Annotated in this window: 14 protein-coding genes, 1 pseudogene and 1 riboswitch; of the genes and pseudogenes, 9 read left to right on the forward strand and 6 right to left on the reverse strand. The window is 71.4% G+C overall.

Annotation, left to right across the window (positions count from 1 at the left end; genetic code table 11):
- Positions 1 to 466, reverse strand: a 466-nt coding sequence (locus tag ABGB05_RS13410) for a GNAT family N-acetyltransferase (RefSeq protein ID WP_347653596.1), incomplete at its 3' end; no start/stop codon positions are given.
- A 45-nt stretch (positions 467 to 511) separates the two neighbouring features.
- Complete coding sequence (locus ABGB05_RS13415) at positions 512 to 976, reverse strand: hypothetical protein (RefSeq protein WP_347653597.1); 465 nt, start codon at positions 974 to 976, stop codon at positions 512 to 514.
- 170 nt (positions 977 to 1,146) lie between these two features.
- Between ABGB05_RS13415 and ABGB05_RS13420 the strand changes: the two genes are divergently transcribed.
- Positions 1,147 to 2,127: an NAD-dependent epimerase/dehydratase family protein gene (locus ABGB05_RS13420; RefSeq protein WP_347653744.1), complete on the forward strand. Its 981-nt coding sequence runs from the start codon at positions 1,147 to 1,149 to the stop codon at positions 2,125 to 2,127.
- Here the strand turns inward: ABGB05_RS13420 and ABGB05_RS13425 are convergent.
- Together ABGB05_RS13425 and ABGB05_RS13430 are read right to left on the reverse strand one after the other, a co-directional pair.
- Positions 2,081 to 2,878, reverse strand: coding sequence for a nucleotidyltransferase domain-containing protein (locus tag ABGB05_RS13425; RefSeq protein ID WP_347653745.1), 798 nt, complete (start codon positions 2,876 to 2,878; stop codon positions 2,081 to 2,083). The two genes, ABGB05_RS13420 and ABGB05_RS13425, sit on opposite strands and share 47 nt — an antisense overlap.
- Positions 2,879 to 2,898: 20 nt before the next feature.
- Positions 2,899 to 3,879, reverse strand: coding sequence for a nucleotidyltransferase domain-containing protein (locus ABGB05_RS13430; protein ID WP_347653598.1), 981 nt, complete (start codon positions 3,877 to 3,879; stop codon positions 2,899 to 2,901).
- Between the two features lie 258 nt (positions 3,880 to 4,137).
- Here ABGB05_RS13430 and ABGB05_RS13435 point away from each other — a divergent pair, with 258 nt between their 5' ends.
- From ABGB05_RS13435 to ABGB05_RS13460, 6 genes and pseudogenes are all read left to right on the forward strand, one after another.
- The gene (locus tag ABGB05_RS13435; RefSeq protein WP_347653599.1) at positions 4,138 to 6,195 is read left to right on the forward strand and encodes a DNA topoisomerase IV subunit B; all 2,058 of its coding nucleotides are present in this window, start codon (positions 4,138 to 4,140) and stop codon (positions 6,193 to 6,195) included.
- A 166-nt stretch (positions 6,196 to 6,361) separates the two neighbouring features.
- Positions 6,362 to 10,084: pseudogene (locus ABGB05_RS13440) on the forward strand (DNA gyrase subunit A); the annotation flags it as partial.
- A gap of 28 nt (positions 10,085 to 10,112) precedes the next feature.
- On the forward strand, positions 10,113 to 10,826 hold the full coding sequence (locus tag ABGB05_RS13445) for a carbon-nitrogen hydrolase family protein (protein WP_347653600.1): 714 nt from the start codon (positions 10,113 to 10,115) through the stop codon (positions 10,824 to 10,826).
- A 153-nt stretch (positions 10,827 to 10,979) separates the two neighbouring features.
- Positions 10,980 to 11,873 (forward strand): LysR family transcriptional regulator, encoded by an 894-nt coding sequence (locus tag ABGB05_RS13450; RefSeq protein ID WP_347653601.1) that lies wholly within the window; start codon positions 10,980 to 10,982, stop codon positions 11,871 to 11,873.
- A 166-nt stretch (positions 11,874 to 12,039) separates the two neighbouring features.
- Positions 12,040 to 13,668: a DASS family sodium-coupled anion symporter gene (locus ABGB05_RS13455; protein WP_347653602.1), complete on the forward strand. Its 1,629-nt coding sequence runs from the start codon at positions 12,040 to 12,042 to the stop codon at positions 13,666 to 13,668.
- A complete protein-coding gene (locus ABGB05_RS13460) occupies positions 13,668 to 14,807 on the forward strand; it encodes a tartrate dehydrogenase (RefSeq protein ID WP_347653603.1) in 1,140 nt (379 codons plus the stop codon). The genes ABGB05_RS13455 and ABGB05_RS13460 overlap by 1 nt, the downstream gene beginning before the upstream one ends.
- A gap of 72 nt (positions 14,808 to 14,879) precedes the next feature.
- Here the strand turns inward: ABGB05_RS13460 and ABGB05_RS13465 are convergent, their stop codons facing one another.
- Entirely contained in the window at positions 14,880 to 15,353 is a 474-nt protein-coding gene (locus ABGB05_RS13465) for a YbaK/EbsC family protein (protein WP_347653604.1), read from the reverse strand.
- 196 nt (positions 15,354 to 15,549) lie between these two features.
- Here ABGB05_RS13465 and ABGB05_RS13470 point away from each other — a divergent pair, with 196 nt between their 5' ends.
- The gene (locus ABGB05_RS13470) at positions 15,550 to 17,151 is read left to right on the forward strand and encodes an FAD-dependent oxidoreductase (RefSeq protein ID WP_347653605.1); all 1,602 of its coding nucleotides are present in this window, start codon (positions 15,550 to 15,552) and stop codon (positions 17,149 to 17,151) included.
- A 24-nt stretch (positions 17,152 to 17,175) separates the two neighbouring features.
- Here ABGB05_RS13470 and mdlC read toward each other — a convergent pair whose 3' ends face one another.
- Positions 17,176 to 18,777 (reverse strand): benzoylformate decarboxylase, encoded by a 1,602-nt coding sequence (gene mdlC / locus ABGB05_RS13475; RefSeq protein ID WP_347653606.1) that lies wholly within the window; start codon positions 18,775 to 18,777, stop codon positions 17,176 to 17,178.
- 284 nt (positions 18,778 to 19,061) lie between these two features.
- A riboswitch (cyclic di-AMP (ydaO/yuaA leader) is annotated at positions 19,062 to 19,201 on the forward strand.
- A 405-nt stretch (positions 19,202 to 19,606) separates the two neighbouring features.
- On the opposite strand from mdlC, the gene ABGB05_RS13480 reads away from it, so the two are divergent.
- On the forward strand, positions 19,607 to 20,467 hold the full coding sequence (locus tag ABGB05_RS13480; protein ID WP_347653607.1) for a C39 family peptidase: 861 nt from the start codon (positions 19,607 to 19,609) through the stop codon (positions 20,465 to 20,467).
- Positions 20,468 to 20,494: the final 27 nt, after the last annotated feature.

The following is a 20,494-nucleotide window of genomic DNA, read 5'->3' on the forward strand; positions in this document are numbered from 1 at the left end:
AGCTCAGGGTGCGGACCAGCCAGATGTACGGCACCGGCTGCGGGGCGTTCCACTCCGCCTCCTGCTCCGGGCTGACCCGGGTGAACCGGGCGGCCGCGTAGCAGCGCAGCGCGGCGTGGTTGTCGGGGTGGACCCGCAGCAGGACGCTCGGGTACGTCGACCGGGCGGTCAGCTCCGCCACCAGGCGCTGGCCGACGCCCTGCCCCCGGCGACGGGGGTCGACGATCAGGCGGGCGAGTTCCGACTCCGCCTCCTCCTTGTCCGACCACAACTCGCCGTACGCGACGAGGTCGTCCCCGTCGTACAGCCCGAACGTCTGTACGTCGTCCCCGACCGCCCACCCGGCGACCTTCTCGGCGGGCACCGGGCCGTCGGTGTGCCCGCACCACATGGCGGCCTCCTTCGGCGAGGTGGCCCAGGCGGCCACGGTGGCGGCGAGGTCGACCGGGAACGGACGGAGCTGCATGACATCCTCGACAGACGCGGAAAGGGGCGGTTCGGTCCGGCGATGTTACCCGGGCCGGTTGACCGTGGCGTCGTCGGTGACCGCTGACGTGCCCGCCGCCTCGTCCACGGCCGTCCGTGCCGGCGGTGCCGCCGGCTCCGGAGCCGCTGCCGCCGGTGGCGGCGGTTCGGGCCGGGTGGCGTCGACCACGTCCACCGCCACCCGGAACAACAGGGTGCCCAGGGACAGCACCAGCCCCGCGACCAGGACCGTCCGGAGCACCGTCGAGTCGGGCAGGGCCCCCGCCAGGACGAAGACCACGACCGCCAACTCGACCACGATGACCGAGGCGATGGTCAGCGAGTACGCCCGTACCCGGGGCTTGGTCCAGAAGTAGCCGCCCGCCGGGTCGACCCGACGCGACGGGCGCTGCTGGCGGCGTACCTGGTCCAGGTAGCGGGAGTCCCAGATCAGGGCCAGCAACAGGACGGGGAGGACCTGGGCGAGCGTGGTGTAGAAGTCCCGGTACACATCGCCTCCGCATCGGTGACCGCGGCCGTGGTGGAGAACATCGACGGTAGTGCGAACGTCAACCCCGGGTGGCGTTGTGACCGGTCCGGGATCGGGCCATACTGGCAGCCCTTCGAGGAAGATCGCGATGAGCAGGAGGTAGTGCCATCAACCCCCGCAAGATTCTGTTCATCGGCGGCACCGGGATCATCAGCTCCGCCTGTTCCCAGCTCGCCGTCGAGCGTGGCTTCGACCTGTACGTCCTCAACCGGGGCGGCACCGCCGACAAGCGTCCGCTGCCGGCCGGCGCGACCGTGCTCCGGGCCGACATCCGGGACCCGGAATCGGTCCGCGCCGCGCTCGGCGACCTCGAGTTCGACGCCGTGGTCGACTGGATCGCCTTCACCCCGGAACACGTCCGGACCAGCATGGACCTGTTCCGGGGCCGGACCGGACAGTACGTCTTCATCAGCTCGGCGTCGGCGTACCAGACCCCGCCGTCCCGGCTGCCGATCGTCGAGTCGACACCGCTGCGCAACCCGTTCTGGCGCTACTCCCGCGACAAGATCGCCTGCGAGGAGCTGCTGGTCGAGGCGTACCGGGAGGAGAACTTCCCGGCCACCATCATCCGCCCCTCGCACACCTACGACCGGACCCTGGTGCCGTTCGACGGCGGCTGGACGGTGCTGGACCGGATGCGGCGGGGCAGGGAGATCGTGGTGCACGGCGACGGCACCTCGCTCTGGACCCTCACCCACCACACCGACTTCGCCAAGGGACTGGTCCCGCTGCTCGGCCACCCGGCCGCGGTCGGCGACGTCTTCCACATCACCTCCGACGAGGCGCTGACCTGGAACCAGATCGCCGAGGCGCTGGCCGCCGCCGCCGGCACCACGGCCCGGATCGTGCACGTGCCGTCGGCCGCCATCGCGGCGCACGACGCCGACTGGGGCGCCGGGCTGCTCGGCGACAAGACTCACTCGATGGTCTTCGACAACACCAAGCTGCGCCGGCTGGTCCCGGACTTCGTGGCGACCGTGCCGTTCAGCCAGGGCGCCCGGGAGATCGTCGCCTGGTACGACGCCGACCCGACCCGGCAGCGGGTCGACGCCCGGCTCGACGCGATCATGGACAAGCTGGTGGAGACGTACCGGGTACCGTCGCCAGCCTGACCCGGACCAGCAGGTCGTGCAGGGCGGCCGCGGCGTCCGGCTGCTCGGGCAGCCGGGAGTCCCGCTGCGCCCGGTCCAGCGTCTCGTGCAGCGCCGCCAGGTCGGCGTCGAGCCGCTCCGCCGCCGGGGCGTCCGGCAGCTCCGCCAGCCGGCGGTGCTCGCCGGCCGCCTTGGCCGCGACCAGCGCCCCGAGGTACGCCGGCGCCCCGGGCACCCGGTCGACCAGGGTCGGCAGGTGGGCCAGCAGCTCACCGGTGCGCATCAGGTGGATGCCGGTGAGCAGGGTCCGGAACGTGTACAGCAGCGGCTTCAGTTCGCCGCTGCCGGCGTACAACCGCTGCTGGGTGCGGGCGAAGCCCCGGTAGTGGTGCGCGTGGTGGCGGGTCAGACAGCCGGGAGCCAGCGCGATGAGTTCGGCGTGCACCACCCCGGTGACCACGACCAGCGGGGAGAGCAGCTGCTCCAGGACGTACCCGTTGCGGCGCAGCAGCAGCTGGACGAACTTCGCCACGTCGTGGGTGACCAGGTCGATCTCCACCCCGTCCCGGATCCAGGTGCGGTCCAGGGTGGCCGGGCCCTGCCGCAACCCGACCACCTCGGCCGCCGGCAGCAGGTGGGCGCCGCGCAGGTCGACGTCGGAGTCCCGGGACGGGAAGCCGTACAGGTGGGCGCCGGAGACGGTGGCGAAGAGCAGCGGGTACGGCTGCTCCGCGACCACACCACCCAGCTCCGCCGGGTCGAGCCGGGTCAGGTCCGGGGCCGCGCCGCCGTTCACCACGCCTCCCCGTCCGCTCCGGTCCCGCCGGACAGCAGGGTCTGTCGGGCGCTGCGGGCCCGGACCGAACGGAGCCAGGCGTCGACCCGGGTCGTGTCCGGCCCGGCCGGCAACACGGTGTCCCGCAGCGCGTCGTCGAGCCCGGCGTGCAGGGTCAGCCGCCAGGACTCCACCTCCGGCCAGCCCAGTTCGCCCCGCCGGACCGCCAGCAGCCGGTCGCGGTGCTCGCCGACGTCGAGGACCAGCCGGCCGTGCCGCAGCAGGTCCCGGCCGTTCAGCAACAGCCGGAGCAGGTGCATGACGTGTTTCCACCGGGGCTGGCCGTGCTGTCGCAGGTCGGCCTCCAGCTTCCTGAACTGGCTGAGCACGTACCCGGAGTAGGTCTGGAAGACCAGCTGGGACAGGAAGGCCGGCCGCAGCTCCAGCAACTCCTCACCGACCGGGGTGAGCACCCGTACGTCGCCGGAGTGCAGCACCTCCAGCAGGTTCGGGTTGGCTTTCAACGCCAGCTCGCAGAAGCGTTCGACCTCCCAGGAGAACTGCTCCGGCTCCGGGCCGTCGACGTGCGGCGGCGGTTTGACCAGCGACCAGAACGCCGACGCCGGGGCGGCGTAGACACCGCGCAGGTCGGTGTCGGACTCCTCGGTCGCCAGCCCGAAGGCGCGGGAGCCGACCACCGCCGCGTAGATCGTGTGCCGGGCCACCAGCTCCGGCCCGTCCAGCGCCGGCTGGTCCGCACCGACCGCCACCTGCTGCTGGTACGCCTTGCGCAGCGCCAGCCGCCCGCGCGGGCTGCGCAGCCGCCGGCCGTCGGTGAGGTCGACCAGGTAGTCGTCGGCAGCCGCGTCGTAGCCGACGACCCGGCCGGTGGCGCCGCGCTGCACCCGTACGCCGGTCAGGTCGGCGCCGGTCTCGCGCAGCACGACCTGGGTGCCGACCGGCAGCTGGGGCGGACCGAACGATCCTTGCGACGACATGGCGGACATCGTGCCGTACCGCTGGTCCCATCCGCACCCGGGTTCACAGCCGGCGTCCCCGGTCACCGCCGGCACTCCTGTCATACCCGGCCAGCAGAATCGGGTGATGTTGCTCGCCACGCGGACCGGTCCGGCCGGAGGCTCCCGGAAGCTGATCACCGGAGTGGGTACGCTCGCTACCGGCGTGGGGCCCGGCGCCCGACCGCCAGTGGCGCCGACCCGCGACACACCACCGGCACATCCTGGGAGTTCAGCTCGTTGACTGCACAGCCTGAAATTCTGTACGGGGCCGACGACCTCACCCACCTGGAGGGTCTGGACGCGGTCCGGAAGCGGCCCGGCATGTACATCGGGTCGACCGACAGCCGTGGCGTGGGTCACCTGCTGAACGAGATCCTGGACAACGCCACCGACGAGGGTGTCGCCGGTCACGCCACCCGGGTCGAGGTCACCCTGCACGCCGACGGTTCGGTGCAGGTCGACGACGACGGCCGGGGCATCCCGACCGACGTGCACGCCAAGTCCGGGCTCTCCGGGGTCGAGCTGGTGCTGACCCGGCTGCACGCCGGCGGCAAGTTCGGCGGCTCCGGCTACAAGACCTCCGGCGGCCTGCACGGCGTCGGCGCCTCGGCGGTCAACGCCCTCTCCCGGCGGTTCGACGTGACCGTACGCCGGGACGGCAAGACCCACCAGATGTCGTTCCAGCACGGCACCCCGGGGACCTTCGACGGCGCCGGACCAACCGCGACGTTCACCCCGCACCCCGGGCTGCGGCTGGCCGGCAAACTCAAGCGGGGCGAGTCGACCGGCACCTCGGTGCGCTACTGGCACGACGCCCGCTACTTCGAGAACGGCGCCGCCCTGGACGTCGAGGCGGTCCGGACCAAACTGCGGCACACCGCGTTCCTGGTGCCCGGGGTGACGTACGTGCTGCGCGACGCGACCGGCGGGTCGATAAGCGCGGAGACGTTCCACTTCCCGAACGGCCTGGCCGACATGGTCGACTTCCTCGCCCCGGCCGGCGACAAGCCGGTCTCCGGCACGCTGCTGGTCACCGGCACGGGCACCTACCGGGAGAACGCCGCCGACTCCAACGGCGTGATGCGCAGCAACGTCGAGCGGCGGGCCGAGATCGAGATCGCCTTCCGCTGGGGCACCGGCTACGACCGCACCGTGGAGTGCTTCACCAACACCATCCGCAACGTGCACGGCGGTACCCACCGCAAGGGCTTCGAGCGCGGCGCGGTACGCGCACTGACCGAGGCGATCCGCAACGCCCGCGGCCTGCTCCGGCCGAAGGAGGACCCGCCGGTCCTGGACGACGTGCTGGAGGGGCTCACCGCCGTCGTGCACGTCCGGATCCCGGAACCGCAGTTCACCTCGCAGACCAAGGACGAACTCTCCACCGCGCCGGTCACCAAGGTCGTGCAGACCCTGGTGGAGCAGCACATCAAGGCCTGGCTGGAGGACCGGAAGACCAAGTCCGAGGCGCGGACCGTACTGCAGAAGATCGTCGACGCGTCCCGGGTCCGGCTGACCCAGAAGCAGCAGAAGGACGCCGCCCGGCGCAAGACCGCCCTGGAGGGCGCGTCGATGCCGCCGAAGCTGGTCGACTGCCGCTCCACCGGCGTCGAGCGCAGCGAACTCTTCATCGTCGAGGGGGACAGCGCGCTCGGTACCGCGCGGCTGGCCCGTACCTCGGAGTACCAGGCGCTGCTGCCGATCCGGGGCAAGATCCTCAACGTGCAGAAGGCGAACCTGCAGCAGGTGCTGGACAACGCCGAGTGCTCGGCGATCGTCCAGGTCCTCGGGGCCGGCTCGGGGCGTACCTTCGACCTGGCCTCGCTGCGCTACGGCCGGATCCTGATCATGGCGGACGCCGATGTCGACGGCTCGCACATCCGGACCCTGCTGATCACCCTCTTCGCCAAGTACATGCGGCCGGTGATCGAGGCCGGGCGGCTGTACGCGGCGGTGCCGCCACTGCACAAGATCGTGACCAGGGGCAAGAACCCGGAGACCGTCTACACCTACACCCAGGCCGAGATGCTCGGCACCATCGCCCGGCTGGAGCAGGCCGGCAAACAGGTGGTCACCCCGGTGCCCCGGTTCAAGGGTCTCGGCGAGATGGACGCCGACGAGCTCTGGGAGACCACCATGAACCCGGCCACCCGAGCGGTCCGGCGGATCACGCTGGACGACGCGGAGGCCGCCGAGGAGGTCCTCGAGCTGCTGATGGGCGAGAAGGTCGAGCCCCGGAAGAACTGGCTGATCGAGTCGGCGAACCGGGTCGACCGGGAGGCGATCGACGCCTGATCCCGGCGGACGGGTCAACAGGGACGTGACGGCGCCGGTGTCACCGGCGACAGGCGAGGGAAGCGAGCACGAAGTCATGGCACGCCGTACGGGCAACCGGTCGAAGGTCGACCTCTCCGCCTTCGACCGGGCGGGGGCGCGGATCGTCGACAACCCGCTGGCCACCGAGGTCGAGGACTCCTACCTGGAGTACGCCTTCTCGGTGATCCACTCCCGTGCGTTGCCGGACGCCCGGGACGGCCTGAAGCCGGTGCACCGGCGGATCCTCTTCTCGATGAGCGAGCAGGGCCACCGCCCGGACCGGTCGCACGTCAAGTCGGCCCGGGTGGTCGGTGACGTGATGGGTCGCTACCACCCGCACGGCGACACCGCGATCTACGACGCGATGGTCCGGCTCGCCCAGGACTTCTCGCTGAACGCCCCACTCATCGACGGACATGGAAACTTTGGCTCCCCGGACGACGGACCGGCCGCCGCGCGTTACTGCGTCGTGGGGGAGACCCGGATTCGTCTCGCCGACGGCTCCAGTCCCCGCATCGGAGACCTGGTCGGCCTGCCCGCCGATGCGGAGCGGGACGTTGACTTTGAGGTTCTGGACAAGGACGGCAAGTCGGTCCGGGTCAACCGGGTCTTCAACTCCGGCGTACACCCGACCATCCAGATCACCACGACTTCCGGATATTCGTTGCGGGGCAGCGAGAACCATTTGGTGCTCTGCCTGGAGAACCCGATGGGCGTACCGCTGTTCCAGTGGCGGCGGCTTGACGAGGTCCAGCCGGGGACGGTGGTCTGCATCGCCCGCAACGCGTGGTCCGAGGTCGTGCCGACGGCCCGGGAGTACAACCTCGGGGTACTGGCTGGCGCCTGGGTCTCCGAGGGCTGGGCGAGCGACAACCGGGCAGGCTTCAACAACACCGACGAACACTTCTTCTCTGAGGTTCTGCACGCGTACGACGAGGTCGTCGGGGGCGCCCGCTACGTATCGGACCGGCACACCCGGCGCGACCGGAAGCGCATCCTGGAGTTGGACGTCCAGGAGTTCTCCGGGGGGATGGACGCGTTCCGGGCCAGTCCGCTGGCGGAGCTGATCGGGCACCAGGCGCGCGAGAAGTTCGTTCCGGAGTTCGTCTGGTCGGGCGGCTGGGGTGTCAAACGCGCCTTCCTCATGGCGATCTTCGAGGGCGACGGCGGCGTGCGGGTCGCCAACGACAGCTTCACCATCCAGTACACGACCTACAGCGAGCGGCTGGGCCGGGAACTCCAGGAGCTGCTGGCCGAGTTCGGGGTGGTCGCCTGCCGGCGCCAGTACACCCGACCCAGTGGCTCGATCGAACACCGTCTGGTGATCTCCGGCCTCCGTAACATCAAGGCGTATGCGCAACGGGTCGGTTTCCTCCGCACCAAGCAGGCGGTGCTGCAGAAGCTGCTGCGTCACGCACCGCTGCGCCCGCACCGCCTCTCGCGCGACCACGCCCCCTTCGTCGCCGACTACGTGCGTGGTGCGCTCGAGTTCGACCGCCGGGGGAGCGGGCGGAAGTGGCTCACCGTCCACAACTTCGACCGGATGGAGCGGTGGGAGACGGAACGGCTGCGGATCATCGACCGGGTGAAGGACCCGGAGGTCCTCGCCACGATTCTGCCGATCATGGATTCCGGGTACCGCTTCGAGACGGTCGCCGAGGCTGTTCCGGCCGAGCCGGCCGAGGTGTACTCCGTCCGGGTGGAGTCCGAAGACCATTCCTTCCTGGCCGGCGCCTTCATCAACCACAACACCGAGGCGCGGATGTCGCGGGAGGCGATGCTGCTCGTCGGTGAGCTGGGCGAGGGGACCGTCGACTTCCGGCCCAACTACGACGGCTCGCTGACCGAGCCGGCCGTGCTGCCGGCCGCCTTCCCGAACCTGCTGGTCAACGGCACCTCGGGGATCGCGGTCGGGATGGCGACCAACATGATCCCGCACAATCTCGCCGAGGTGGTGGCGGCGGCCCGGTGGCTGATCGACCACCCGGACGCCGATCTCGACAGGCTGATGGAGTTCGTGCCCGGTCCGGACCTGCCGACCGGTGGCCAGCTGCTCGGCCTGGACGAGGTGCGCAAGGCGTACGAGACCGGCCGGGGCGTGGTCCGGATGCGGGCCCGGGTCGAGATCGGGCTGCTGGAGGGGAGCCGGGGCCGGCAGGCGATCACCGTTGTCGAGCTGCCGTACGGGGTGGGCGCCGAGAAGATCATCGAGGCGATCACCGACGAGGTGCGCGGCAAGCTGATCACCTCCGGGCCGCGCAAGGGCCAGCGGCAGCCGGCCCGGCTGCAGGGCATCGCCGACGTCAAGGACCTCACCGACCGGGAGAACGGCACCCGGCTGGTCATCGAGTGCAAGGTCGGGGTCAACCCGCAGGCGCTGCTCGCCGACCTCTACCGGCTCACCCCGATGGAGCAGTCGTTCGGGGTCAACAACCTGGTCCTGGTGGACGGCCAGCCGCAGACCCTCGGGCTCAAGCGGCTGCTGGAGGTCTTCCTCGCCCACCGGTACGACGTGGTGACCCGGCGGACGACGTTCCGGCGTACCAAGCGCCAGGACCGGCTGCACCTGGTTGACGGCCTGCTGATGGCACTGCTCGACATCGACGAGGTGGTCCGGCTGATCCGGGCCAGCGAGAACGCCCAGGCCGCCAAGGAAGCCCTGATGAACCAGTTCGGGCTCTCCGAGATCCAGGCCGGTTACATCCTGGACACCCCGCTGCGCCGGCTCACCAAGTTCGACCGGATCGAGCTGGAGGTCGAGCGGGAGCGGCTGCGCGAGGAGATCGCCGCGCTGACCGAGATCCTGGAGGACGACCGGGTGCTCCGGAAGGTGGTCTCGGACGAGCTCGCCGTGGTCGGCGAGGAGTTCGGCCGGTCCCGCCGCACCACGCTGATCGACGGCGACCTGAAGGAGGTGCTGGCCGCCTCGGCGCCGGCCGGTCCGCTGGAGGTCGCCGACGACCCGTGCCAGGTGATCCTCTCCGCGACCGGGCTGGTCGCCCGGACCGCCGCCGAGTCGGAGGAGAGCGCCGAGGGACGCCGACGCAACGGGCGGACCAAGCACGACGCGGTCCGGGCGGTCGTCCAGGCCACCGCGCGGGGTCAGGTGCTGCTGGTCACCAGCGCGGGACGGGCGTTCAAGACCGACGTGCTGCCGCTGCCGGTGCTGCCGGAACAGTCCGGCACGGTGTCGCTCAGCGGCGGCATGTCCACCGCCGAGCTGGTGCCGTTGGAGCCGGGGGAGCAGGTGGTCGGCCTGGCGCCACTCGGCGACCGGGGGACCGGCTCGCCCGGCCTGGCGCTCGGCACCCGGCAGGGTGTGGTGAAGGTCTGCGCCCCGGAGTGGCCGGTCCGCTCCGACGAGTTCGAGGTGATCGGGCTGCGGGACGGCGACGAGGTGGTCGGGGCGACCTGGCTGGTCGACGGCACCGAGACCCTCGCCTTCGTCTCCTCGGACGCCTCGCTGCTGCGGTTCCCGGCCAAGCTGGTCCGCCCCCAGGGGCTCAAGGGCGGCGGGATGGCCGGGATCACCCTCGGCACCGACGCCCAGGTGGTCTTCTTCGGCGCGATCCGTACCGACGGCGACGACCACGGTGAGGCGATGGTGGTCACCTCCACCGGCAGCGGTGTGAAGGTCACCCCGTTCGCGCTCTACCCGGCGAAGGGGCGGGCCACTGGCGGGGTCCGCGCGCAGCGCTTCCTCAAGGGGGAGTCCCGGCTGGTCGTCGCCTGGATCGGCCCGCGTCCGGTCGGCTCGTCGAAGCGAGGCGAGCCGGTGAAGCTGCCCGACGTCGACCAGCGCCGGGACGGTTCGGGTGCCGCCGTCTTCGGCCCGGACCTGGTCGGCCACCTGATCGAACGGGACTGACCCGTCCCGCCACCCCGAGGGAGGAACCGTGCCGCGCTGGCCGCTGGTCATCGCCGTGGCCCAACCGCCGACCACGACGTACGACGTGGTCGCGAACGTGGCCGCGCACGCCGACGCGGTCCGGGCCGCAGCCGCCCGGGTGGTGGTATTCCCCGAACTGTCGCTGACCGGGTACGAGTTGGACGCGGCCCCGGTCGACGCCGACGACCCACGGTTGGCGCCGCTGGTCGGGGCCTGCGCCGTGACCGGGACGACCGCGCTGGTCGGCGCCCCGGTCCGGGGTGAGTCGGGTCGTGAGCACATCGGGATGCTGGCCGTCGACGGCGGCGGCGCCCGGGTGGTGTACCGGAAGGTGCACGTGCACGAGTCCGAGGCGCGGTTCAGCCCGGGCGACGGGCCCGTGGTACTCGACGTGGACGGTTGGCGGCTGGGCCTGGCGATCTGCCGCGACACCCGGTTCGCCGGGCACGACGCGGCCACCGCCGCGCTCGGCATGGATGTCTACGTCGCGGCCGTCCTCGACCACGCCCGGGACGCCCACGTGCCGGCGGAGCGGGCCCGGCGGGTGGTCGGCGACCACCGGGTGTGGGTCGCCACCGCGAGTTTCGCCGGCGGCACCGGTGGCGGCTTCGACCCGGCGGCCGGCGGGTCGGCGATCTGGGGACCGGACGGTGGCCTGCTCGGGCAGGCCGGATCGGAGCCGGGAGAGATCGTCCGGGTCACCCTCACCGTCCCCGCCTGAGCCGTTGGTTTCCGGCCGGCCCCCGGCGGGCGGGACGTCGGGCGCTCCGGAGTGACCGGCTGCCGACCGGGTCGGAGTGGGGGCCACGGGAGCGGCCGGGGCACTGGCACACTTCGGGCGTAACCCGACGGCCGGTGCGAATTGGTGGGCGCGGTGGACGCACGACAGCTGGAGTACTTTCTCGCCGTCGTCGATCACGGCGGGATCAGCCGGGCGGCCAAGGCGATGTTCGTGGCCCAGCCGTCGCTGTCCCAGGCGATCCGGGCCCTGGAGCGGGACCTGGGAAGTGAACTGTTCCACCGGATCGGCCGGCGGGTGGTGCTCACCGGAGCCGGTCGGGCGTTGATCGAACCGGCCCGGCAGGTCGTACGCGGGTTGGAACTGGCCCGGGCGACGGTGGCGTCGGTGCAGGACCTGCGGTCGGGCCGGGTGGAGATCGCCGCGATGCCCTCGGCCACCGTCGAGCCGCTCTCCACCGTGGTACGACGGTTCACCGCCCGCTATCCGGGAGTCTCGGTGCGGATCCGGTCGGCGCCCCGGGCGCACACCGTGCTGGAGATGGTCCGGACCGGTTTTGCCGAGGTCGGTCTGCTGGCCAGCCGGGAGCGGCTCGCCACCGAGCACCTGGCGACCTATCCGGCCGGCCGGCACCGGCTGGTCCTGCTGACCCCGGCCGACGGTCCGTTCCCGCCGGACCTGCCGGTCCACCACGAGCAGCTCGCCGGCCGCCGGTTGATCGTCGGCGAGTCCGGGACCGGGATGCGTGACCTGGTGGAGGAGATCCGGTCCGCCGGGGTCGACGTGGTCGTCGCGGTGGAGTCGGAGAACCGGGAGGCGTTTCTGCCGCTGGTGCTCGGCGGGGTGGGGCTGGCCGTGGTCGCCGACTCCTGGTCGCGGCTGGCCCGGCGGTCCGGGGCCCTGGTGCTGGACCTGGAGCCGGCGGCGTACCTGGAGGTCGCGTTCGTGACCCGCCGGGCGCCGCTCACCCCGGCCGCCGACGCCTTCCTCACCTGCGCCTGCGTCGGACCGACCGACCGACGTGGGTAGCCGGCGGACCGGCGCGGACCGTCGGCAGACACACCTCGCTGACGAGCACAGATAGGCAGCGCCTATAAGGGTTGTCGTGATCTCGTCTTGGACCGTCGAGCATCGGGGCTGGTGAAGTCACTGTTAGCTGCGTCACTGCGGCGCCCGTCCCGGCACAGTGAACCCGATGGAGGTTGTCGTGGCCATCACCAGCGACACCGGCGGCACTCCGGCCAGAACCGATGTGGAGAAGGCCCTACTCGGCGGCAGCACCTACCGCAGTCTCGGGGAACAGCGGCTCTCCCCGGCCGAGGAACGGTTCGAACGCGGGCGACGAACGGTCGGACTCTGGCTCGCCCCGCTGGTCTCGATCGTCTTCCTGGCCCTGCCGCTCGACCTGCCCGGCAACCAGCAGACCCTGGCCGGGATCCTGCTCGGCGTCATCGTGCTCTGGGTCACCGAGCCGGTGCCGATCCCGGTCGGCGGCCTGCTCGGGGTCGCCGCGATCGTGATCCTCGCCGTGGCGCCGGCCGGCGAGGTGCTCGCGCCGTTCGGGTCGTCCACGGTCTTCACCTTCATCGGCGCCTTCATCCTCGCCCAGGCGATGCTCAAGCACGGGCTGGCCCGCCGGTTCGCGTTCCGGATGCTCTCGCTGCCCGGTGTCGGCCGGACCACCGGCCGGGTCATCATCACCTTCGGACTGATCACCTGCGCGCTCTCCGCCTTCGTTTCCAACACCGCCACCGTGGCGATGCTGCTGCCGACCGCGCTCGGCATCCTCACCGTGATCGCGAAGCTGATGCAGGAACGGGGCATCGCCACCGCCGACTTCGACCCGACCCGGCTGCGGGTCGGCATCGCGCTGATGCTGATGCTGGCGTACGGGGCCAGCGTCGGTGGCCTGCTGACCCCGGTCGGCACCCCACCGAACCTGATCGGCCGGGACCTGATCGCCGAGGCGACCGGGACCCGGATCTCGTTCGCCGAGTGGATGGTCATGGCGTTCCCGATCTGCGCGCTGATGTTCGTCGCGCTCGCCACCGTGCTGCTGCTGCTCAACAAGCCGGAGATCCGGCGGATCGAGGGCGTCGCCGAGTACGTCGCCAGCGAGCGGGCCAAGCTCGGTCCGCTGTCCCGGGCCGAACGCAACACCCTGGTCGCGTTCACCGTGACCGTGGTGCTCTGGATCACCCCGGGTGTGGTCGCGCTGGTCTTCGGCAGCGACTCCACCCAGTACGACTGGATCAGTGCCCGGCTCAACGAGGGGATCGTGGCGGTGCTCGGCGCCTCCCTGCTCTTCCTGCTCCCCACCGACTGGAGTGCCCGGCAGTACACCCTGAACTGGAGCGACGCCGCCCGGATCGACTGGGGCACGATCCTGCTCTTCGGCACCGGCATCATCTTCGGGTCGCTGCTCGAGGACAGCGGGCTGGCCAGGACGATCGGCGACGGCAGCGCCGACCTGCTCGGGCTTACCAGCGTCTTCGCGATCACCGCGTTCGCCGTGCTGCTGGCGATCGTCATCTCGGAGACGACCAGCAACACGGCGGCCGCCGCGGTGGTCGTACCGATCATCATCCCGGTCGCCGTCGCGGCCGGGATCAACCCGTTCGTTCCCGCGCTGGCGGCGACCTTCGCGGCCTCGTTCGGGTTCATGCTCCCGGTCTCGACCCCGCAGAACGCGGTGGTCTACGGCTCCGGCGTGGTCCCGATCACCAAGATGATCCGCTCCGGCTTCTCCTTCGACATCCTGGGCGCCATCCTGATCCTGCTGCTCCTGCCGGTGATGGTCGCCGTCGTCGGGTTGGGTGGCTGATGGCGGCCATGGATGGCGCGACGGCCACGGCTGGCCCGACGGCTGGGGAGGGCGCGACGTCGCGGGCCGGTGCGCAGGGCCCCGGCGGCCGCCACCGGATCGCGGTCGTCCCCGGCGACGGCATCGGGGTCGAGGTGGTCGCCGCCGCCCGCCAGGTCCTGGCCGCGGTCGCCAACCGGCATGGCATCCGGCTCGACTACACCGAGTACGACTGGTCCTGTCGGCGCTACCTCAGCCAGGGGTCGATGATGCCGACCGACGGCCTCGACCGGCTCCGGGACGCGGACGCGATCCTGCTCGGCGCCGTCGGTTGGCCCGGTGTGCCGGACCACGTCTCGCTCTGGGGACTGCTCATCCCGATCCGCCGCACCTTCCGGCAGTACGTCAACCTGCGCCCGATCCGGGTCTTCGAGGGTGTGCCGAGCCCGGTCCGGGGCGCCCGACCGGGCGAGGTCGACCTGGTGGTGGTCCGGGAGAACGTCGAGGGGGAGTACAGCGAGGTCGGCGGACGGTTCGGCCGGGGCTTCCCGGAGGAACAGGCGGTGCAGGAGGCGATCTTCACCCGCTCCGGGGTGACCCGGATCGTCGACTACGCCTTCGACCTGGCCCGGACCCGTCGGTCGTACGTCACCTCGGCGACGAAGTCCAACGGGATCGTGCACACCATGCCGTTCTGGGACGAGGTCGTCGCCGAGCGGGCGGCCGGTCATCCGGACGTACGCTGGGACGCCGAGCACATCGACGCGCTCGCCGCCAAGCTGGTGCTCGAGCCGGAGCGGTTCGACGTGATCGTCGGCTCCAACCTGTTCGGCGACATCCTCAGTGACCTGGCGGCGGCGGTGGCCGGCAGCATCGGCATCGCCCCGTCGGCCAACCTGGACCCGACCGGCACCTTTCCGTCCATGTTCGAGCCGGTGCACGGTTCGGCGCCGGACATCGCCGGGCGGGGAGTCGCGAACCCGCTCGGCGCGGTCTGGTCGGCGGCGATGATGCTCGACCACCTGGGCCATCCGGCGGCCGCCAGCCAGATCGTCACCGCGATCGAGGCCAGTCTCCTCGACCCGGCCACCCGTACCCGCGATCTCGGTGGTACCGCCGACACTCGGACGGTGACCGACACCCTGCTCACCCGCCTGTGAGGAAGGGCCCTTCCTGTCGTCCGGGCGGCAGCCGGCGGTGCGGAAGGGCCCCCTCCCCACATCTGTGCGGGGTCAGCGGGGACGGTCCGGGTCGGTGATGTCGGCGACGGTGGCGGCCAGGGCCCGGACCGCCTCGTCGGCGTCCAGGACGGCCGCCACGCCGTGCGCACCTGCGCCCAGGCTGATGCTCCGGCCCAGGATCCGTTCGTCGGCGACGACCGGCCAGCTCGTGGTGGCGCCGAACGGGGTGATGGTGCCCCGCTCGTAGCCGGTCACCGCCTTCGCCTCCGCCGCGTCCGGTAGCGAGAGCCGGTTGACCCCGAGCAGCCCGCGCAGTTTCGGCCAGGAGATCACCCGGTCCCCGGGCACCAGGACGAACACGAAGTCGCCCTCGCCCCGGCGTACGACGATGGTTTTCACCACGTCCGGCACGGCGACGCCGATCGCCTCGGCGGCCTCGGCGAGGCTGCGTACCGGTTCGTGCCGGACCACCCGGTGCGGGACTCCGGTCGAGGTCAGGGCGTCGACGGCTGCGGTAGCGGACATGGCTGCACGGTACCCCGGGCACCCGTCGGGCCGGCGGTGGGCGCTGGAACGCCCGGACATCAGCCCGGACATCAGCCCGGACGTCGGACCCGAGGATCCGGCGGTGACGTGAAATGAATCGGCAATATTCTCTGTTTGACTGCCGTAACAGATCGCTAACAGACTCAGCCTCCCACGGATCTTCGAAGGGGGCGGCATGAGTCAGTACGACCAGTCCACCGTCAGCCGGCGGGGCTTCCTACGTGCGGTCGGGGTCAGCGGCGGCGCGGGCGCGATGCTCGCCACGATGGGCGCCCTCGGGCTCGCTCCGACCGCGAGCTCGGCGACACCGCCGTTCCGGGCACCGAGTCGCGCCGACTTCTCCCTGACCGGCCGCTCCAGCTCCCGGGTGGTGATCCTCGGCGGTGGTGTCGCCGGGCTCGCCGTCGCGTACGAGCTGGGCAAGGCCGGGTACGACTGCACCGTGCTGGAGGCGCGGGCCCGGGCCGGTGGCCGGAACCTGACGATCCGGGGCGGCGACGTCGAGACCGACCTCGACGGGCGCAGCCAGCGGGCGAGGTTCTCCGACGGTGTCTACTTCAACGCCGGACCGGGCCGGATCGCGCAGTGGATGGTCACCATGGACTACTGCCGGGAACTCGGGGTGCCGGTCGAGGTTTTCACCAACGCGAACGCGGACGCCTGGATCTACAACGAGTCGGCCGGGATGACCGCGCCGGTCCGCTACCGTACCGCCAAGGCCGACGTCTACGGCTACGTCTCGGAGCTGCTGGCGAAGGCGACCGACCAGGGGGCGTTGGACGACCGGCTGACCGCCACCGACAAGGAGCGGCTGCTGTCGTTCCTGCAGAGCTACGGCGCGATCGGCGGTCGGACCAGCGGTTACGCGTACACCGGTGGTAGCCGGCGGGGTTATCTCAGCTATCCCGGCGCGGGCGTCGACACCGGCGTACCGCTCGGCGCGCCGCCGCCGCTCGCGGACGTCTTCGCCAGCAACGTCGGCCGGTACTTCTCCTTCGAGTTCGGCTACGACCAGGCCATGCTCATGTTCCAGCCGGTCGGCGGCATGGACCAGATCCCGAAGGCGCTGGGCAGGGCGGTCGGCACACATCGGATCAAGCTCGGCGCCGAGGTGACCGGGGTGACCGACCGGGGCGGCACGGTCGAGGTGACATACCGGCAGGGCGGCCGGGACCGCAGGGTGACCGCCGACTACTGCGTCGCGACGCTGCCGCCGCACCTGATGGCCCGGGTGCCGCACAACCTCGGCGCCGACGTCACCTCGGCACTCGCCGAGTTCCCGGTCACCGCCGCCGGGAAGATCGGTCTGGAGTACCGGAGCCGCTGGTGGGAGTTGGACCAGCGGATCTACGGCGGGATCACCGAGACCGACCTCGACCTCGCGCACATCTGGTATCCGTCGCACGGCTTCCACGCACCCCGGGGCCTGATCGTCGGGTACTACAACACCGGCGCGAACGCCCGGGCGTACAGCGCGCTGACCCCGGCCCAGCGGGAGGAGCGGGCGGTCGCCCAGGGCGTGAAGATCCACGGCGAGAAGTACCGGACCGAGTTGGCCACCTCGTACTCCCACGCCTGGGACCGGACCCGCTACCTGGAGGCGGCCTGGACCTCGCCCCGGTACTCCTCGCCCGGGTACGGCCTGCTGCTGAAGCCGGCGGGTCGGTGCTATTTCGCCGGCGACTGGCTCAGTCACGAGGTGGCCTGGCAGCACGGCTCGTTCGTCTCGGCCCGTGCCGTGGTGACCGCACTGCACCAGCGGGTGATGTCGGGCTGAGTGGGCTCCTCCTCACCACAGGGCTCACAACAGGGGCGCGACGTCCGCGGTGATCGGGACGGTCAGCACGGTGGGACCGTCCCCGCCGAGTGCGCCCCGGAACGCCGCCCGGAAGTCGTCCAGGGACTCCACCTGGTGGGCGGTGCAGCCGTAGCCGCGGGCGATGCTCGGGATGTCCAGGCCGGGCAGGTCCAGGCCGGGCACCCCGGGTGTCTCCTCCAGCCGGGCGAACGCCTTCAGCACGCCGTACTGCTGGTTGACCGGCACCACGAAGACCACCGGCAGCCGCTGCTGGGCGGCGGTCCAGAGGGCCTGCGGCGAGTACTGGAACGAGCCGTCGCCGATCACCGCGACCACCGGCCGGTGCCGGTCGGTGTCCCGCTGGGCGAGCGCGATGCCGACCGCCGCCGGCAGTGCGAAGCCGAGACCACCGCTGGCCATCTTGAAGTACGAGCCGGGTCGGGTGATGGGCAGCTGCCGGTGTAGGGCGCTGAGGTTGGACGGCGTCTCCGGGACCAGCACGCCGTCGGCCGGCCACTCGGCGGCGAGGGTGGCGAACAGGGCCTCCGGGGCGAGCGGCCGGCCGGGTTCGACGGTCGGCGGGGCGGATTTCGGGGTGGGTAGCGGCCGGTCCGTCGCCGGCAGTCGGGCGATCAGTCCGGCGCAGGCGAGTGCCACGTCACCGACGAGGCTGTCCCCGACCGGCGCCCGGGCGGCCTCGTCCGGATCGTCGGTGACGTGCAGCAGCCGGGTGCCGGGCGGGAGGTAGCCGTACTCGCCGGGGACGTACGGGTAGTAGCGGAAGACCGCCGCGCCGACCACCAGCACACAGTCGTGTCCGACCAGCTTCTCGGCGAGCGGGCCGATCGCCGGCGGCAGCAGTCCCTGGAACTGCGGGTGGTCCTGCGGAAAGCCGACCCGGTCGGCGAACGGCGGCTGCCAGACCGGCGCCCGCATCTGTTCGGCGAGCGCGACCGCCTCGGCCCAGCCGCCGGCCCGGTCGATGCCGGGGCCGATCACCAGCATCGGGTTCCGGGACTGCGCCAACACCTCGGCGAACCGGTCGAGCATCGCCGGATCGGGTGCCACCCGGGTGCTCACCCGGCGGGCCACCGGGACACCGTCGGCGGGCTCGTCCCAGTCGTCGAGCGGCAGGGAGAGGTAGACCGGCCCGGCCGGCGGTTGTACGGCGGTGGCGTGTGCCCGCATGAACGCCTCCGGTACGTCCTGCGCGCGCAGCGGCTCGTGACTCCATTTCACGTACGGTTCCGGTAATTGTGTCGGCCGCACATTCGTCAGCATCGGCTCGAACAGATTCATCGTACGGGTCTGTTGTCCGGCGGTGACGATCATCGGTGTCCGGTTGTGCCAGGCGGTGACGAGGCTCCCCATTCCGTTTCCGGTGCCGGGCGCGGTGTGCAGGTTGACGTGGACGGGCCGTCCGCTCGCCTGCGCGTAGCCGTCCGCCATCGCCACCGCCGACGCCTCCTGCAGGGCCAGTACGTAGCGGAAGTCGGCGGGGAAGTTCTTCAGGAACGGTTCCTCCGTCGATCCGGGGTTGCCGAAGACCGTTGTCAGGCCGAGGGACCGGAGCAGGTCGTACGTCGCTTCGTGCACCGTTGTCATCGACCTGTGCCTCCTGGGGTCCCTGTGCCACCGACCGACCTGGCGCACCGACCTGCGGGCGTCTGGGCACCCGCTAACCGGGCTATTTCCGTCATACCGTACCCGTACATGATCATGCTGCTTTATCCCGCCGACCGCCCGGCCCTCCGCTGAGGCGGTCCCGGCCCGGCCAAATCGCGGTCCTGGTCACTGTTTTGCCAGCTGGGAGGGCTTGGCAATGGCGGAGAGCGGCCAGTAGTGTCGGCCCGTCTGGTCCGGCCGTCAAGTCGCCATCGGGTGACACCGGAGCAGACCCGCCGAGTCGTTCAGAACGAGCCGGGGACCCACAGTTATCTGGGGTGAATCCGCGAGCCATGGCCCGCGGTAGGGCGGCCTTCCCGCCCGAATCCGTCAGCTAACCCGGTAGGCGGCGCAGGAAGGAGTACGTGTTCGTGCCGCACCACCCGGGCCGTGGCCCGTCCCCCCAGTTTCCGTACCGCACCGCGTCCGGACCCCGGGTCCGCGCCTCCGACCCGCTTCAGCCGGCCGGGGCGGTAGTTCCGGCGCCGAGCCTCGACGGTTCCTGATCCGGTAGCGCCCCGACGCGGGCGGCTGCGCGGAACATCGGCCCGGCCCTGCCGGCCCGAACAGGAACCGAGCCGGTCCCTCCGGTGCCGGTCGGCCATTTCCTCCGCGTCCGCGCCGGCCCATGCCGTGTCGAATCAATGGATGAATGATTTCCGCGCCGTCCGCGCGGCATAGCGTCGCATTCTCGACAGCGGACGGAAACGTCGTACCGCCATTCATTTCCGAATGGGTGACGATGCGCATTTCCCCCTGGAGGATAATTGTGAAGCACGCCATAAACCAGCGACTCCGAACCGCCGTGTCCGGTCGACGGAACCGGTTCGCGCTCGCCACGGCGGCGGTCCTCGCCGCCGCCGCGACCAGCGGTGTCGTCCTCGCGTCCCAGGACGCGCCGGCCCCGACCGGAGCCGCCACCGTCGCCGTCGCGGAACTCGGCTCCGTCCCGGCCGGTGGTCAGGCCGGCGCGGCGGTCCAGCCGATCACCCCGGCCACCACGGACCAGGCGACTCCGGCCGGCGGCGACACGGCGAGCCCGAGCACGTCGGCGACCGGTGGTGCGAGCCCGACCGGCGAGGCGAAGAAGGCGGTCAAGGCGGAGCCACCCGCGGCGCCGGCGGCGAAGACGCTGGACTACAACTTCCAGGCCCAGACGACCTACTACTACTGCGGCCCGGCCGCCACCCGGATCGCCCTGACCGCCCGCGACCTGTCGCCGAGCCAGGACACCGTGGCGAGCCGGCTGGGCACCACGACCAGCGGCACGAACTCGGCCGAGGACACCACCCGGGTCCTGAACAGCGTCATCGGGACCGACTTCTACCGGACCACGGCGATCTCCGGCCAGTCCGCGACGCCCGCCCAGATGGACCAGCTGCAGGCCGACGTCGTGCACGCGGTCAGCAACGGGTACGCGGTGGTGGCGAACATCGCCGGGTCGGCCGTCGACACGGCCGGCATGGGGCACAGCTACCCAGGCGGGCACTACCTGACCGTGGTCGGCTACCGCGACAACGGTCGTACCGTCAAGATCGCTGACCCGGCGATCCCCGGCTCGGACAGCACCTACTGGATGACCACCATCAACCTGGCGAACTGGATCGCCACCCGGGGTTACTCCGCCTGAGCCCCCGGACCGCCGATATCCCGCCCG

Source organism: Plantactinospora sp. B5E13 (genome assembly GCF_039871775.1).
In the GTDB taxonomy this organism is placed as follows: Bacteria; Actinomycetota; Actinomycetes; order Mycobacteriales; family Micromonosporaceae; genus Plantactinospora.

What these genes read in the sequence shown, in the direction of transcription:
- ABGB05_RS13455 (WP_347653602.1), top strand. Translation starts at nt 12,040, where the DNA reads ATGGAGGTTGTCGTGGCCATCACCAGCGACACCGGCGGCACTCCGGCC.
- ABGB05_RS13470 (WP_347653605.1), top strand. Translation starts at nt 15,550, where the DNA reads ATGAGTCAGTACGACCAGTCCACCGTCAGCCGGCGGGGCTTCCTACGT.
- ABGB05_RS13460 (WP_347653603.1), top strand. Translation starts at nt 13,668, where the DNA reads ATGGCGGCCATGGATGGCGCGACGGCCACGGCTGGCCCGACGGCTGGG.
- mdlC (WP_347653606.1), bottom strand. Translation starts at nt 18,777, where the DNA reads ATGACAACGGTGCACGAAGCGACGTACGACCTGCTCCGGTCCCTCGGC.
- ABGB05_RS13465 (WP_347653604.1), bottom strand. Translation starts at nt 15,353, where the DNA reads ATGTCCGCTACCGCAGCCGTCGACGCCCTGACCTCGACCGGAGTCCCG.
- ABGB05_RS13430 (WP_347653598.1), bottom strand. Translation starts at nt 3,879, where the DNA reads ATGTCGTCGCAAGGATCGTTCGGTCCGCCCCAGCTGCCGGTCGGCACC.